The following is a 14,674-nucleotide window of genomic DNA, read 5'->3' as shown; positions in this document are numbered from 1 at the left end:
CCGGCCGTGCCCGGCCCTCCCGGCCCCGGCCCGGACCGGCCCCGCCGTCCGGCCCGGGCTCCGCCATCCCCCGTCCGGGACCCCGCCCCCCGTCACGGGGGCGGGGCGGCCGGGGCCCGGAGCAGCCAGGGCCTAGGCTGCGGACCGTGGTGGTATCCGCAGACAGGCAAGGCAAGGCAAGGCAAGGTGCACATGTTCGAGTCGCCGCAGGACAATCCGTACCCCGACAGCCACGTCCTCGGCGAGGGCCCCGATCCGCACCCGCTGCTCCGGCCGGTACTGCCCCTGCTGGGGCGCTGGCACGGCCGCGGCCGCGGCGAGTACCCGACCCTGGAACAGGACTTCCGGTACGAGCAGGAGGTCACCTTCAGCCACGACGGGCGCCCTTTCCTGCGGTACGAGGCCCGCGCGTGGCTGATCGACGGGTCCGGGACCCCGGTCCGCCCGGCGGGGCGCGAGGCCGGGTGGTGGCGGGTGACGCCCGACGCGTCCCTGGAAGTCGTACTCGCCCACCCCACCGGCATCGTCGAGACGTACGTCGGGCGGGTGTCCGATACGGAGATCGAGATCGAGACGAAGGACGTGGCGCTGACACCCCTGGCCAAGGAGGTCACCGGTACGCGGCGGCACTACGCCCTTCAGGGTGAGGAGATGACGGTCACCCACGACATGGCCGCCGTGGGGCAGCCGCTCCAGCACCACCTGACGACCCACCTGCGCCGGCGCCCGTCCTGACCCTGGATCACCCGGGTGCCCGGCCCGGTCGGCGCGGCGGTCCAGCGTTCCCTCTCGCATAGTCGTGGCATCAGCGAGGGAGGGACGATGGCCGATCTGGGACGACGCTCCGCGATGACCGCGCTGCTGGCCGCGGGGCTCGTACCGGGTTCCGGCGCGCAGGCGGCACCGCGACGCGGGGCCCGGACTTCCCGGGCAGTTCCCGGACCGGGCGCCGGGGCCGGACCAGGGGCGAACGCGGGCCCGCGGCCGCCGGCGGTGCTGCTCGGCAGCGAGATCCGCCGGTTGCCCACGACCCGCAGGGTCGTGGCCCTCACCTTCAACGCCGCGTGGGACGAGAACGGGATCGACACCGTGCTCGGCGAACTGCGGCGCCGCAAGCTGCCCGCCACGTTCTTCCCGACCGGGCAGTTCGCCGAGGCCCACCCCGCGGCGGTACGCGCCATGGCGGCGGCGCACGGCCTGGGCAACCACTCGTACAGCCACCCCTACTTCGCCGACCTGAGCACCATGGACCGGGCGGAAGAGGTACGCCGCGCCGACGCGGCGATCCGTACGGCATCCGGGGCCGAGCCCCTGCCCTTCTTCCGCTTCCCCTACAGTGCCACCACCGCGGACTCCGTCGCCGACGTCAACGACCTCGGCTACGCGGCGATCGAGTTCACCGCGGACACCAAGGGGTACATCGGCCCGGAAGGCGGCATGACCGTGGACGAGGCGGTCGAGCGGGCCGTCGACGCCCTCTCCCCCGGCGCGATCATCCAGATGCACGTGGGCAGCAACGGCGACGGCGTCGTCCTCGACGCCCTGGCCCTCCCCCGGATCATCGACGCGGCCCAGGACGACGACTACGAGATCATCGGCCTGCGCCAGTTCCTCACGGCGGCGACCGACCCGGAATGAGGGCGGCGACCCGGGATGAGCGGGGGCGGGCCGGGGCGGGAGCGGTTCCAGGTCAGGCGCCGGGCTCGCGTCGCGGGAGAGCGCGGCCGCCCGCCGCGACGGCGAGCGCGACGACGATCAGTGCCGCCGCGGCCGCGAAGGTGACGCGCATACCAGTGGCAACGGCCCCGGGACTCCCCGTCGCCACGTCCGTCGTCGCCGAGGCGAGCGCGAACACGGCGCCCATGACCGAGGCGCCGGTGATGAGCCCGAGGTTGCGCGACAGGTGGAGCACGCCCGAGACGACGCCCCGCTGGTCCGGGCGCACATCTGCCATGACGGCCGTGTTGTTGGCCGTCTGGAACACGGCGTAGCCGGCGGTGACGACCGCGAGGGGGGCCACGTAGCCGAGGACGCCGAGGGCCGCCGGGATCACGGACAGCAGGAAGCAGCCGGCAGCCATGGCGGTGAGCCCGGCGAGGGTCATGCGCGGTGCGCCGAAACGGTCCGCGATGCGACCGGACGGCACACCGGTCAGCGCGGCCACGAGCGGACCGACCGACAGGACGAGTCCGACCAGGGCCTCGCCGAGCCCGAGCGTGCGCGAGAGGTAGAACGGCCCGACCACCAGCGTGGCCATCATCACCGTCGAGACGAGCGCGCTCGTGGCGAGGCTCGCGCTCAGCCCCGGCTCACGGAAGGTCGCCAGCCGGATCAGCGGTGACGCCGCTCGCCCCTCGGCCCGTACGAAGAGGGCGACACCCAGGGCGGCCGCCAGCAGCAGAGCGGTGTTGAGCGCACCGGATCCGCCGCGGCCCATGGTCATGGCGAGTGCGTACGCGGCGAGCGTCAGGGCGAGCAGCAGCGTGCCGACGTGGTCGAAGCCGGCCCGGTCCTTCCCGGGCTCGCGGCGGTCAGCGGGCAGGTGGCGGTGGGCGAGGAGCAGGGCCAGGATGCCCAGCGGTGCGTTGACGAGGAAGATCGCCCGCCAGCCGGGTCCGGAGATCAGGGTGCCGCCCAGCGAGGGGCCGAGGGCGGTTCCGATCGCGGACATCGTTCCGAGCAGCCCCATGGCGCTGCCGGTCCTCGCCTTCGGAACCGTCTCGCCGACGAACGCCATGGTGAGGGCCGTCATGACGGCCGCCCCGAGGCCCTGCACAGCGCGGGCGGCGATCAGCCACCAGAGCGTGGGCGCGAGGCCGCACAGCACCGAGGCGGCCGTGAACAGGGACGTTCCGGCCAGCAGCAGCCGTCGGCGGCCGACGATGTCGCCGAGGCGTCCGACGCTGACGATGAGGGTGGTGATGGCGAGGAGATAGGCGAGGACGATCCACTGGACCTGCTGGAACGAGGCGGTGAACGCCTGCGCCAGAGTCGGCAGGGCGACATTGGCGATGCTGGTGCCGAGCGAGGACAGCAGCACGGAGAGGGAGAGTCCGGCGAGCACCCACCGAACGGAAGGTATCGCCCCGGTACTTGCGGCTGTCCCGGCACTCGCGGCCGGGGCCTCGTCCTTTCGTACGCTGATCGACCCGGGTGCGGAATCACTGTGTGGGCTCATGCGCAGGAGCGTGCGCCCGCCGGGCGATCGCGGCAAACATTGTTGCCGATTCCGGGACAGCGGAGTGGAATGTCCGCATGGACACACCACCGGCGTACCGAGCGGTCCTCGATGACGTCGCGCCCCGGCTCAAGCGGCTGCGCGCGCAGCGCGGGCTCACCCTGGCCGCGCTGTCCGAGGTGACCGGCATCTCCAAGAGCACCCTTTCCCGGCTGGAGTCCGGTCAGCGCCGCCCGAGCCTGGAGCTGCTCCTGCCGCTGGCCGGGGCCTACCGCGTGCCCCTGGACGACCTGGTCGGCGCCCCCGAAGTGGGGGACCCCCGGGTCAGGCTGACACCCGGCAACCTGGCGAGCGGCGGTACGTACCTGCCCCTCACGCGGAGCACGGGCCCCCTCCAGGCGTACAAGATGATCATCACCGACCGGGGCGGCGAGCCTGACCTCCGTACCCACGAGGGCTACGAGTGGCTGTACGTGCTGGACGGCCGCCTGCGCATCGTCCTCGCCGAGCACGACCTGGTGCTCGGCCCCGGCGAGGCCGCAGAGTTCGACACACGGGTGCCCCACTGGTTCAGCAGCGCGGACGGGCGGCCCGTCGAGATCCTCAGCCTCTTCGGGCGGCAGGGCGAGCGCATGCACGTCCGCGCGAAGCCCCGCGCCTGAGCTCCCGCGTCGGCGCCGGCGCCGGCGCGCAGGGTCCGCTCATCCCCCGTCAGGCGCCGGCGGAGCCGCTTGCCTCTGCGCCTTGGCACGTTTGGCGACCACGGCGGCGGCCGCGAGTGCGCTGCCCGCGAAGGCCAGCATGACCGTCCACCGCCGGTCGAAGCAGTGTCCGGTGACGTGGTCCACCGAGTAGCGGCCCGGCCCGGCGAGGCCGATGGCGGCCGCGGTGAACCCGAGGAACGCGGGGTACTCGAATCCGCCGCCCTGGTTGAAGAACCCGGCGGGCGCGTGCACGGACACGGCGCCCGCCATGGCTCCTGCCGCCGCGGCGCCCGCAGCCGGGGTGGCCAGCCCCAGGACCAGCAGCGCCCCACCGCCGGCCTCACCCAGACTGGCGGCGATCGCGCTCTGCCGCCCGGGACTGAAGCCCATGTGTTCCATCGCGGCCGCCGTTCCGGTCAGACCCGCACCGCCGAACCACCCGAAGAGCTTCTGTGTGCCGTGCGCCATCAGCACCGCACCCGTACCGGCGCGCAGCGCCAGCAGGCCGAGGTCACGTCGGTTGATGCGGCTCATCGGGGTCTCCTCGCGGATGGGTGGCTGCGCACGCGTCGATACGCACCACATCCGTAACCGCTCCGGCCGCCGGCACCCCCGCATCCGCCCTCAGATCCTCCGTACGGGTCTGAGACACGGCCTCTTCCCCGGCCGGCCGGAACTCAACGGCGCTCGGTCCGCAGGTCGTCTGCGAGGAGGTCGACCTGGCCCGGGCGCACGCCGAAGCGCGGTCGCTGCCGGCAGTGCTGGACGAGGAGCCGCCTAACATGTGCGCATGAGCGCAAGCACGCACCTGGCAGGTGCAGACGGCTCGCAGGAGCATCAGCAGGGCGAGCGGCTGGCGGTCGCCGTGTCCGTCCTCGCGCTGCTCGCCGACCCCACCCGCCTGGCGCTGCTGGACGAGCTCGGGCGTGGCGAGGCCGATGTCAGCACGCTCACCGAGGCCTGCGGGGCCGCCCGGCCCTCCGTCAGTCAGCACCTAGCCAAACTCCGCCTCGCCGGGCTGGTCACCAGCCGCAAGGACGGGCGCCGTGTGGTCTACTCCCTGCGCCACGGACATCTGCGGCGTCTGGTGGACGAGGCCCTGAGCGTCGCCGACCATCAGCTGGGCTCCCTCCCGCCGCACGACTGACCACCACGCCGTCCCTTCCCGGGGCCAACGTGTGCACAGGTACGCACACGTTGGCTATGGTGGGCGGGTCAGGGGTTTCCCATGCCGCCGACCGGGACGGGACCGATGCTGTCCGTACTGCGCAATCGCACCTACCGGCGCCTGTTCACCGCCCAGGCCGTCGCCCTGGTCGGCACCGGACTCGCGACCGTCGCACTCAGTCTGCTCGCGTACGACATCGCCGGGGACGACGCCTCGGCGGTGCTCGGAACGGCCTTGGCGATCAAGATGATCGCCTACGTCGCCGTCGCCCCGCTCGTCGGCGCGGTAGCCGGCCGGATCCCCCGGCGCACCCTGATGGTGGCGACGGACCTGACCCGCGCCGGCGTCGCGGCGGCCCTGCCCTTCGTCACCGAGGTCTGGGAGGTCTACCTGCTGGTCTTCCTGCTCCAGGCGGCCTCGGCGGCCTTCACGCCCGTCTTCCAGGCGACCATCCCCGAGGTACTGCCCGCCGAGGGCGACTACACCCGGGCCCTGTCGATGTCCCGGCTCGCCTACGACCTGGAGAGCCTGTTCAGCCCGGCGCTGGCCGCGGCCCTGCTGACCCTGATGTCCTACGGCTGGCTCTTCGCAGGGACCACCGTCGGCTTCGCCGCCTCCGCCGCCCTCGTCCTCGCCACCGTGCTGCCCCGGTCCGCGCCCGTCGAACCCACCGGCGGCGCCTACGCCAAGGCCGCGTTCGGTGCCCGCCTGTTCTGGGCGACACCCCGCCTGCGGGCGCTGCTCGCCCTCGACCTCGCGGTGGCCGCCGCCGGAGCCATCGTGTTCGTCGACACGGTCGTCCTGGTACGGGACCACTTCGGCCGCCCCGCGGGCGCCGTCTCCCTCGCCCTCGGCGCCTACGGCGCGGGATCCATGCTGACCGCGCTGCTGCTCCCGCGCCTGCTGCGCCGCGTCGCCGACCGCACCCTGATGCTCCCGGCCGCCTTCGCCCTCCCCGTCGTCCTGGCCACCGTCGCCGCGGTCACCTCGACGTCTCCGGGCGACTGGTCATGGCTCGCGATCCTGCTGGTCTGGGCCGCGATCGGCGCAGCGTGTTCCGCGGTGCTGACCCCCGGCGGCCGTGTGATCCGCCGCTCCACCGCCGACGCGGACCTGCCCGCCGCGTTCGCCGCGCAGTTCTCCCTCTCCCACAGCTGCTGGCTGCTGACCTACCCGCTGGCCGGCTGGCTCGCCGCCGGAGCCGGGCTTCCGGCGACCGCACTGGTCCTCGGCGCCGTCTCCCTGGCCGCCACCGCGGCCGCCGCGGCCATCTGGCCCGCCCGCGACCCGTCCCGGCTCGAACACGTCCACCCCGACCTGCCGCCCGGCCACCCGCACCTCGCCGACGCCCGCCCCGCGGCGGACGGCTGGCGGCACGGGCACCACTACGTCATCGACCGGCACCACCGCCACTGGCCGGCCACCGGTCTCACATCGGTTTCGCGCGGGCGATGACCAGGGCGACGTCGTCGTGGTCGTCCGGTCGGCGCAGGGTGTCCAGGAGCCTGTCGCAGGTCTCCTCCAGCGGGCGGCTGGTGTCGGCGAGCAGCTCCAGGAGGAGGCCGAGGCGCTCGTCGATCGGCTGGTCCCGGGTCTCCACCAGCCCGTCCGTGTACAGGACCAGCTGGTCGCCGGGCTCCATGGGCACGGTGGTGACCTCGAAGGGGACGCCGCCCACGCCCAGCGGTGTCCCGGTGGGCAGGTCGAGCAGCCGGGGGGCCTGCCCGGACCGGATCAGGACCGGCGGCAGGTGTCCGGCGACGGCGATGCGGCATTCCGCGCGGTGGGGGTCGTAGACGGCGTAGACGCAGGTGGCGATGGTCTCCTCCAGGGCGCTGGTGGTGTGGTCCAGCTGCTGGAGCACACGGGTGGGGTCGAGGGCCAGCTCGGCGAGGGTGCGGGTGGCGGTGCGCAGCTGTCCCATGCCGGCGGCTGCGTTGATGCCGCTGCCCATGACGTCTCCGACGACGAGGACGGTGGTGTCGTCCGGCTGGGCGATGGCGTCGAACCAGTCTCCGCCGATCTCGCTGGTGGCCGCGGCGGGCCGGTACCGGTAGGCGACCTCCAGGCCCGGTGTGGGCGGCGGGTGGTGCGGGAGGAGGTGGTGCTGCAGGGCCAGGGCGGTGTGGTGCGCGTTGCGGTACCAGCGGGCGTTGTCGATGCACACGGCGGCGCGGGCGGCCAGCTCGCCCGCCAGGACGATGTCGTCGTCGTTGAACGGCAGCGGGTTGCGGGTGCGCTTGAGGTCGAGGGCGCCGAGGACCTCACCGCGGGCTATGAGCGGCACGGCCAGGTAGGAGCGCAGGCCGGCGCGGGCCAGCAGGGCGGCCGCATCGTCGTCACGGGCGATGCGCGAGATGTCCCGTGCGTGCACGTGGGCGACCAGTACCGGGTGGCCGGTCGTCACGGACTGGGTGACCAGGCGGTCCGCCTCGTACCGGGCGATGTCGCCCGGGGGGTCCGCGGCGCGGACGGCCTCGCTGGGATAGGCGGCCGCCACGGCAAGGGCCCGGAACACCGCCGGTTCGTGGGCGGCCGACCTCAGGTGCGGGCGGCCGTCGAGGACGGAGTCCAGGATGTCGACCGCGGCGATGTCGGCGAGCTCGGGCACGACCACGTCGGCGAGCTCGCGGGCGGTCTGGTCCAGGTCGAGGGTGGTGCCGATGCGTACGGTGGCGTCCGCGATCAGGGCGAGGCGGCGGCGGCTGCGGGCGATCTCCTTGGCCGCCTGGTGACTCTGGGTGACGTCCACCACGGAGGTCGCCAGGCCCAGCACCCGCCCGCCGGCGTCCTCCAGCCGGTAGTACGACACCGACCAGGCGTGTTCGTGAACCTGATCGCCGTGGGTGTGCCCGGCGGTGAACTGCTCGACCAGCGGGGTGCCCGTGGCCAGGACCTGGCGCATCGCCGACTCGACGGCTCCCGCGTCGTCGAGGAAGGACAGGGCCTCGCCGACGCCGCGTCCGATGTGCTCGGAGGCGGGCAGCCCGTTGATGCGCTCCAGCGACGGGTTGACCAGCACGTAGCGCAGGTCGGTGTCGAGGACCGCCAGCCCGATCGGGGACTGGGCCACCAGACGGGCGGAGAGGGCCAGGTCCCGCTCCAGCTGCCGCAGCCGCGTGCGGTCCGTGGCGATCCCGAGGGCGTACAGGTCCCCGTGCTCGTCGAGCAGCCGCATGTTGCGGAACTCGACCAGGCGGGTGGAGCCGTCCTTGTGCCGTATGGGGAACGCTCCGGCCCAGTCCCCGGCACCGCCCATGACCCGCGCGAACAGCTCCAGGACCAGGTCCACGTGGTCCTCGGCCGCCAACAGGCGGGCGGCGGGCCGGCCGAGGGCCTCCTTGGCCGTCCATCCGAACAGTTGTTCGGCTTGTGGGCTCCACAGGGCGATCCGCCCTTTCGCGTCGAGGACGACCGCCGCGACATTGAGGACGTCCAGCAGCCCGCTCGGCGGCGACACCCCGGCCCCGGCGCGCCTTGCGCCACCCGTACCGCGGGCATCGGTCGCTCCGGTCGCATCCATCAACGGCGCTCCCTTCCCGGCTGGCTTTCATCGTCCCTCCAAATCGTCCCCGCAGCGTCCGGGCGGACGGCCCGGGCGGGGAGGACGTGGGCCGGGCGGGACTGTGACGACAGGGTCTGGGCTCGGCCCGTGGCACCGGAACGGGAGCGGACCGTCGTGGACGCCCGGGACCCGGCCGCGCTGGGCGGCGGTGTGGGCAGGCCCCGGGCCGGGTGGTCGTGCGCGACGAGTTATGCGTCCCGGCTTCCCGGAAGGCCCGCACGCCGACGCGGACCGGCGTCAGATCAGCGCCGGCAGGACCCGGTCCGGGGTGAGGGGGAGGTCGCGCAGGCGTTCCCCCGTGGCGTGGCACACGGCGTTGCCGATCGCGGCCGCCGTGCCGACGATGCCGATCTCGCCGATCCCCTTGCTGCCCATCGGGTTGAGGTGCGCGTCGTGCTCGTCGATCCAGTGGACCTCGATGTCGGGCACGTCGGCGTGGACCGGCACGTGGTAGGCCGCCAGGTCGTCCTCGGCGAACCCGCCGTGGACGGGGTCGAGCGTGCTCCGTTCCGTCAGCGCCATCCCGATGCCCATCACCATCGCGCCGGTGAACTGGGAGCGCGCGGTGACCGGGTTCAGGATGCGCCCGGCGGCGAAGACGCCGAGCAGGCGGCGTACCCGTACTTCTCCGGTGACCGTGTCGACCTGGACCTCGGCGAACTGGGCGCCGAACGCGTGGCGGGCGTAGGGGGACTCCTGCCGGACGGGCTCCGTGGTGTCGGCGGTCGCCGACAGCCCCTCGGCGGGCACGCCGTCCCGCAGGCCGGCCAGGCGGGCGGCCAGCGAGGCGCAGGCGTCGTGCACCGCCCAGCCCCAGGACGCGGTCCCGGCGGACCCTCCGGCGAGCGGGGCCCGCGGCAGGTCGGTGCTGCCGATGGCCACCGTCACGGAGTCCAGCGGGACGGCGAGGGCGTCGGCCGCCACCTGCGCGAGTACGGTACGGGCGCCGGTCCCGATGTCGGTGGCGTTGATCTCGACGAGGTGGCTTCCGTCGGGCCGGGCGTGGGCCCGGGCGGTCGAGGGCGCGATGAGCACGGGATAGGTGGAGGCAGCCACTCCGGTGCCGAGGAGGAACCGTCCTTCCCTGCGGGGCGTGCGCGATGCGGCCCACCCGAAGCGGTCCGCCCCCTCCCGGAGGCATTCCACGAGGTGCCGGCTGCTGAAGGGCCGGCCGGTGTCGGGTTCACGTGCGGGCTCGTTGCGGACGCGCAGCTCGACGGGGTCCACTCCCAGCGCTTCGGCCAGCTCGTCCATGGCCGACTCCAGGGCGTACATGCCGGGCGCCTCCCCCGGAGCCCGCATCCAGGACGGCGTGGGTACGTCGAGTGCAACGGCCTTGTGGAGGGTGCGGCTGGCCGGTACGGCGTACATGACGCGGGCGGGGACGGCCGCCTGCTCCACGAACTCCCTGACGCGGGAGGTGTACGTGGTGACGTCGTGGGTGAGCGCGGTGAGGGTGCCGTCGGGGCGGGCACCCAGGCTGATCTCGTGCAGGGTCTGCGCGCGGTGCCCGACCACGGCGGCCAGGTGGCGCCGGGGCAGGGCGAGTTGGACGGGGCGTCCGACCTGGCGGGCGGCCATGGCGGCGAGTACCGCGTGGGGGCGTGGCGTGCCTTTGGAACCGAAGCCTCCGCCGACGTGCTCGCTGACGACCGTGATGTCCTCCTCGGGCATGCCGAACAGGGAGGCCAGCGCGGTCCGGACCGCCCCCGCGCCCTGGCTGGAGTCGTGGACGGTCAGGTGGTCGCGGCCGCCCGCGACGTCCCACCGGGCGGTGGCGGCGTGCGGTTCCATGGGGTGGTTGTGCAGGGGCGGCACCGTGTAGAGGCAGTCGACGCGTACGGGGGCGGCGGCGAGGGCCGCGTCCGGATCACCGTGTTCCCGGAGGGCGGGGTGCCCGCCGTTGGCCTCCTCGGGCGTGTAGCGGCCGGGGTGATCGGTGCGGAGGCCGACGTCGTGTTCCTCGGTGGCGTAGGTGATCCGTACCGCTTCGGCCGCGGCCCTCGCCCCTTCTGGGGTTTCGGCGACGGCAAGGGCCACGTACCAGCCGCGGTGCGGGACCTCGGTGTTCTGCAGCACCTGGAGGGTGGGGTCGTCCGAGGGGCCCAGGCGGGGCGCGTCGTACGGGGTGAGGACGCCCAGTACGCCCGGGAGCGCCAGGCAGGGGCCGGTGTCCACGGCGGTCACGCGGCCGCGGGGCACGGTGGCGGGCACGGGCCAGGCGTAGGCGAGTCCGGGCGGGGTGCGGTCGGTGGCGTAGCGCGCGGCGCCCGTGACCTTCTGGGCCCCCTCGGCGCGGACGACGGGGGAACCGAGGGCGGGGGCAGGGCGGTCTGGACGGTCGGGGTCAACGGGACGGTCGGGGCGCATTCCTGCTCCTACGGGGTGCGGGGGTGTCCGTCCTCCGCCCGCCGGGCGAGCGTGGCGAGTGCGTCGCACGCGAGGTTGCGGGCGAGCGCGATCTTGTATGCGTTGTCGCGCAGGGGCCGGGCCCCGGCCAGTTCCGCCTCGACGGCCTCCCGCACTGCCTCGGCGGTCGGCTCGGCGCCGGTCAGCCGTTCCTCGGCCGTGGTGGCGCGCCAGGGCCGGTGGGCGAGACCGCCGAAGGCGAGGGCGACCCGCCGCACGCGACGGGTCCCGTGGTCGAGGTCGAGTACGACGGCCACCGAGGCCAGCGCGAAGGCGTAGGAGGCCCGCTCGCGGGCCTTGCGGTAGAGCGAGAGGGCACCGGGGGCGGGGGCGGGCAGGAGGACGGCGGTGACGATCTCCCCGTCCCGGATGACCGTGTCCTGCTCGGGCCGCTCGCCGGGGAGCCGGTGGAAGGCGACTGCGGGCACGGTCCGGGTGCCCCCCTCGCCGTACAGCTCGATGTCGGCGTCGAGCGCGGCGAGGGCCACGGCCATGTCCGAGGGGTGGGTGGCGACGCAGTGCTCGGAGTGTCCGAGCACTGCGTGATCGCGGTGGACCCCGTCGAGCGCGGCGCATCCGGAGCCCGGATCGCGTTTGTTGCAGGCCGTGGACACGTCCTGGAAGTACGGGCACCGGGTGCGCTGCAGCAGGTTGCCGCCCGTGGTGGCGGCGTTGCGCAGCTGCGCCGACGCTCCGGCCAGGAGTGCCTGGGCGAGGGCGGGGTGGCGCGTGCGTACGAGGGGGTGGGCGGCCACGTCGCTGTTGCGGGCCGTGGCGCCGATACGGAGTACCCCCGCGGGCAGCAGCTCGATGCCGGCCAGCGGCAGCCGGGAGAGGTCGACGAGGGCGCCGGGGCTCTCGACGCCCCGTTTCATGAGGTCCACGAGGTTGGTGCCGCCGGCGAGATAGCGGGAGCCGGGCAGCCGGGCACGGGCGGCCGTCGCCTCCTGGAGGGTGGTGGCGCGCACGTAGGCGAAGGGTTTCACGCGATCACGTCCAGCACGGCGTCGACGATGCGGGGGTAGGCGCCGCAGCGGCAGAGGTTGCCGCTGAGCCGTTCCCTGATCTCCTCCGCTGTCAGCGTGACGGGGCGGCCGGGCTCGGCGAGGGTCTCGGCGGGTGTGACGTGCGAGGGGTGGCCCGAGGCTGCTTCCTCGATCGCCGCGACGGCGGAACAGAGCTGGCCGGGCGTGCAGAAGCCGCACTGGAAGGCGTCCCGGTCGATGAACGCGCGCTGGAGCGGGTGCGGTGCGCCGTCGGTGCCGGCGGCAGCGGCGAGTCCCTCCACCGTGGTGACGTGCGCGCCGTCCTGGGCCACGGCCAGCAGCAGGCAGCTGTTCACCCGCCGCCCGTCCACGAGCACGGTGCAGGCGCCGCACTGACCGTGATCGCATCCCTTCTTCGCGCCGGTCAGGCCGAGGTGCACGCGCAGGGCGTCGAGCAGGGTGACGCGGTGGTCGAGCGGGAGGACGTGCTCCGTGCCGTTGACGCGTAGCGCGACCGGGGAGTTGTCGGGTTCTGTCGCACTCGCCACCGCCGGCTCCCTCCGTGTCCGTTACCCCGTCGACTATGCCGCCGCGGGCCCGGTCGGCGGCGTGCCACGCGGAGGGACGCCGACCGGGGAGGCGATCTTCCATCGGTCGGCCCCGTCCGGTCACCCGTCGTCACAGTCCCGCCGGACCCGCGTTACGTTGACGCCAGGGCTTGGGCCGCCTAGCGCAGCGCGGCGAGGAGTTCGCGCTCGCGGGCGGCGCTCAGGCCGGCCCGGCGCGGTCGGTCCAGGCCCGCCTCCCGCTCCCAGCGCAGGGTGTCGGCCAGGAGCTCCGCACGGGGGCGGTGGCGCAGGCCGGCCGCGAGCGCCGCGGCGCCGGTGCGCGCGCTGAAGCCGGCCCATTGCGGGTCGGTCATCCACATGGCCAGCGACTCCTCACCCATGAACTGGCCCACCTGCTGCCCGAGCAGCCACTCGGTGGCCGCCTCCACCACCGGTCCGGTGTGCCCGCCGATCTGCCGCGACAGTGCGACCCACTCCCCGAAGGGCACGACCGGGCCGACCGCGTCGTACGTGCCGGTCGTCCTCTTCTCCGCGCAGTCGAGCAGCCAGGCTGCGAGGTCGCGTACGTCGACGGCCTGCGTCGGCACGTCCGGGGTGTCGGGCACCAGCAGCGGGGCCAGCGGCTCGCGGGCCGCACGGCCGACCCAGTACCCGGTGCGACCGCTGTGGTCACCGGGCCCGCCGATCAGTCCGGCCCGCGCGATGAGCAGCCGGTCGCCCACCGCGGCCGTGGAGGCTTCCTCGCAGGCCGTCTTGGCCTCGCCGTACAGCTCGCGGCCGACCTCGTCGCGCTCGGCCGCCGGCAGCAGTCCGGCCGACTCGTCCGCGCCGGGGTCCGCGTGGGAGGCGTACGCGCTGACCGATGAGACGTACGACCAGTGGTTCGCCCGCGCGCCGAGCGCCGCGAGCGCCCCGCGGACGAAGCCGGGCTGCCAGGACACTTCGATCACTGCGTCCCAGTCACGGCCCGCCAGGCTTTCGTACGCCGACGGGTCGCGCCGGTCGGCGGTGACCAGCCTCGCGCCCTCGGCGACGTCGCCGCTCTCCCCGCGGGCCAGGCAGGTCACCTGGTGTCCGCGTGCCAGTGCCTGCCGCGTGACCTCGCGGCCCAGCCATGCCGTCCCGCCCAGTATCAAGATCTCCATTGGTCCACCGAACCACGGCCCGCGGGCAGCCGCCCGCCTCTTCGCGGAGAGCGGAGAGCGGAGAGCCGGGAGCCGGGAGCCGGGAGAAGCCAGGAGGGAACGGCGAGCGGTCAGGCCGCCGACGCCGTGGTGATCACCAGCGGTGGTCTGGCCCGCTCCGCCTCCCACGTGCGGCTGTTCACGAGTTCCGGGTCCGCGAGGGTGGCGGCCTCGTCCACCGAGGGGCGGTGCTGGGCCACGTCCCGGAAGCCGGTGCGCTCCAGCAGTGCGGGGATGACGGCGACGGGCCACGCATGGTTGCGGACCTCCTGCCAGGAGCCGTCCGTGCGCCGGAGCCGTCCGGTGAGCGGCTCGCCCGGCCGGTACACCCCACCCGCCGCGCCGATGCGCAACGAGGCGTAGTCCATGCCGCCGCAGTCGGGATCGGTGGCGAGCAGCACGAACGGGGCGCCGGGCCGCAGCAGCCGGTGGACCTCGGTGAACACCGCGAGCACCGCGTCCTCCGTCGGCAGCGAGGCGAGTACGTGATTGCACATCACGGCGTCGGCGCAGCCGTCCGGCAGGCCCGTCGCCCGCCCGTTCTCGACGAGGTGGTACTCCGCCACGGCCGTGCCCGCACCGCGCGCCAGCGCCAGCATCTCGGGCGAGGTGTCCACCCCCACCACCCGCGCCCCCAGCCGCCGGACCGCCTGGTCGGCCACCTGCCCGGGCCCGCATCCGTAGTCCACCAGGACCTGGTCGGCGCGGAGCCGGCGGGACAGGGCCCGGAAGACGAACGGATATCCGAGGAGCCAGTCCGTGGCCGCCTCCACCGCCGCGAAGGCCTGCGCGCCCTCGCGGCCGGACCAGGCGGCACCCTCTCCGACACCGGGTCGCCCGGCTTCCTCCGACGCGTCGCTCACAGCCTCACTATCGGCCCGCCACCGCCCCATCTCCACCTGCCACGCCGC

The 14,674-nt window shown here is 74.2% G+C and carries 13 protein-coding genes; 5 read left to right on the top strand and 8 right to left on the bottom strand.

Annotated features, from left to right (window positions below; translation table 11 throughout):
• The first annotated feature begins 192 nt into the window (after positions 1 to 192).
• Positions 193 to 735 (top strand): FABP family protein, encoded by a 543-nt coding sequence (locus tag AB0D48_RS34630; protein ID WP_362406365.1) that lies wholly within the window; start codon positions 193 to 195, stop codon positions 733 to 735.
• A gap of 87 nt (positions 736 to 822) precedes the next feature.
• The gene (locus AB0D48_RS34625) at positions 823 to 1,638 is read left to right on the top strand and encodes a polysaccharide deacetylase family protein (protein WP_362406362.1); all 816 of its coding nucleotides are present in this window, start codon (positions 823 to 825) and stop codon (positions 1,636 to 1,638) included.
• A gap of 52 nt (positions 1,639 to 1,690) precedes the next feature.
• Here the strand turns inward: AB0D48_RS34625 and AB0D48_RS34620 are convergent, their stop codons facing one another.
• On the bottom strand, positions 1,691 to 3,064 hold the full coding sequence (locus tag AB0D48_RS34620; protein WP_362406359.1) for an MFS transporter: 1,374 nt from the start codon (positions 3,062 to 3,064) through the stop codon (positions 1,691 to 1,693).
• 191 nt (positions 3,065 to 3,255) lie between these two features.
• Here AB0D48_RS34620 and AB0D48_RS34615 point away from each other — a divergent pair, with 191 nt between their 5' ends.
• On the top strand, positions 3,256 to 3,840 hold the full coding sequence (locus tag AB0D48_RS34615; protein WP_362406357.1) for an XRE family transcriptional regulator: 585 nt from the start codon (positions 3,256 to 3,258) through the stop codon (positions 3,838 to 3,840).
• 39 nt (positions 3,841 to 3,879) lie between these two features.
• Here AB0D48_RS34615 and AB0D48_RS34610 read toward each other — a convergent pair whose 3' ends face one another.
• Positions 3,880 to 4,416: a DoxX family protein gene (locus AB0D48_RS34610; RefSeq protein ID WP_362406354.1), complete on the bottom strand. Its 537-nt coding sequence runs from the start codon at positions 4,414 to 4,416 to the stop codon at positions 3,880 to 3,882.
• 256 nt (positions 4,417 to 4,672) lie between these two features.
• On the opposite strand from AB0D48_RS34610, the gene AB0D48_RS34605 reads away from it, so the two are divergent.
• A complete protein-coding gene (locus tag AB0D48_RS34605; RefSeq protein ID WP_362406351.1) occupies positions 4,673 to 5,029 on the top strand; it encodes a metalloregulator ArsR/SmtB family transcription factor in 357 nt (118 codons plus the stop codon).
• Between the two features lie 105 nt (positions 5,030 to 5,134).
• A complete protein-coding gene (locus AB0D48_RS34600; protein ID WP_362406368.1) occupies positions 5,135 to 6,505 on the top strand; it encodes an MFS transporter in 1,371 nt (456 codons plus the stop codon).
• Here AB0D48_RS34600 and AB0D48_RS34595 read toward each other — a convergent pair.
• The 6 genes from AB0D48_RS34595 to AB0D48_RS34570 all read right to left on the bottom strand — a co-directional run bounded on the left by AB0D48_RS34595 (position 6,480) and on the right by AB0D48_RS34570 (position 14,626).
• Positions 6,480 to 8,573 carry a SpoIIE family protein phosphatase gene (locus tag AB0D48_RS34595; protein WP_362406348.1) on the bottom strand — a complete coding sequence of 698 codons (2,094 nt, stop codon included), beginning with the start codon at positions 8,571 to 8,573 and terminating at the stop codon, positions 6,480 to 6,482. The genes AB0D48_RS34600 and AB0D48_RS34595 overlap by 26 nt on opposite strands.
• A 279-nt stretch (positions 8,574 to 8,852) precedes the next feature.
• Entirely contained in the window at positions 8,853 to 10,985 is a 2,133-nt protein-coding gene (locus tag AB0D48_RS34590; protein ID WP_362406345.1) for a xanthine dehydrogenase family protein molybdopterin-binding subunit, read from the bottom strand.
• 8 nt (positions 10,986 to 10,993) lie between these two features.
• On the bottom strand, positions 10,994 to 12,010 hold the full coding sequence (locus tag AB0D48_RS34585) for a xanthine dehydrogenase family protein subunit M (RefSeq protein WP_362406342.1): 1,017 nt from the start codon (positions 12,008 to 12,010) through the stop codon (positions 10,994 to 10,996).
• Entirely contained in the window at positions 12,007 to 12,558 is a 552-nt protein-coding gene (locus AB0D48_RS34580) for a 2Fe-2S iron-sulfur cluster-binding protein (RefSeq protein ID WP_362406339.1), read from the bottom strand. Before AB0D48_RS34580 ends, AB0D48_RS34585 begins: the two co-directional genes overlap by 4 nt.
• Before the next feature lie 179 nt (positions 12,559 to 12,737).
• Positions 12,738 to 13,724 (bottom strand): NAD-dependent epimerase/dehydratase family protein, encoded by a 987-nt coding sequence (locus AB0D48_RS34575; RefSeq protein WP_362406336.1) that lies wholly within the window; start codon positions 13,722 to 13,724, stop codon positions 12,738 to 12,740.
• Between the two features lie 110 nt (positions 13,725 to 13,834).
• The gene (locus tag AB0D48_RS34570) at positions 13,835 to 14,626 is read right to left on the bottom strand and encodes a class I SAM-dependent methyltransferase (protein WP_362406333.1); all 792 of its coding nucleotides are present in this window, start codon (positions 14,624 to 14,626) and stop codon (positions 13,835 to 13,837) included.
• Positions 14,627 to 14,674: the final 48 nt, after the last annotated feature.

Origin of the sequence: Streptomyces sp. NPDC048269 (genome assembly GCF_040652395.1) — a bacterium.
In the GTDB taxonomy this organism is placed as follows: Bacteria; Actinomycetota; Actinomycetes; order Streptomycetales; family Streptomycetaceae; genus Streptomyces.
Note: the sequence above shows the minus strand (reverse complement) of the source record. Positions and strands in the feature narration are given on the sequence as shown.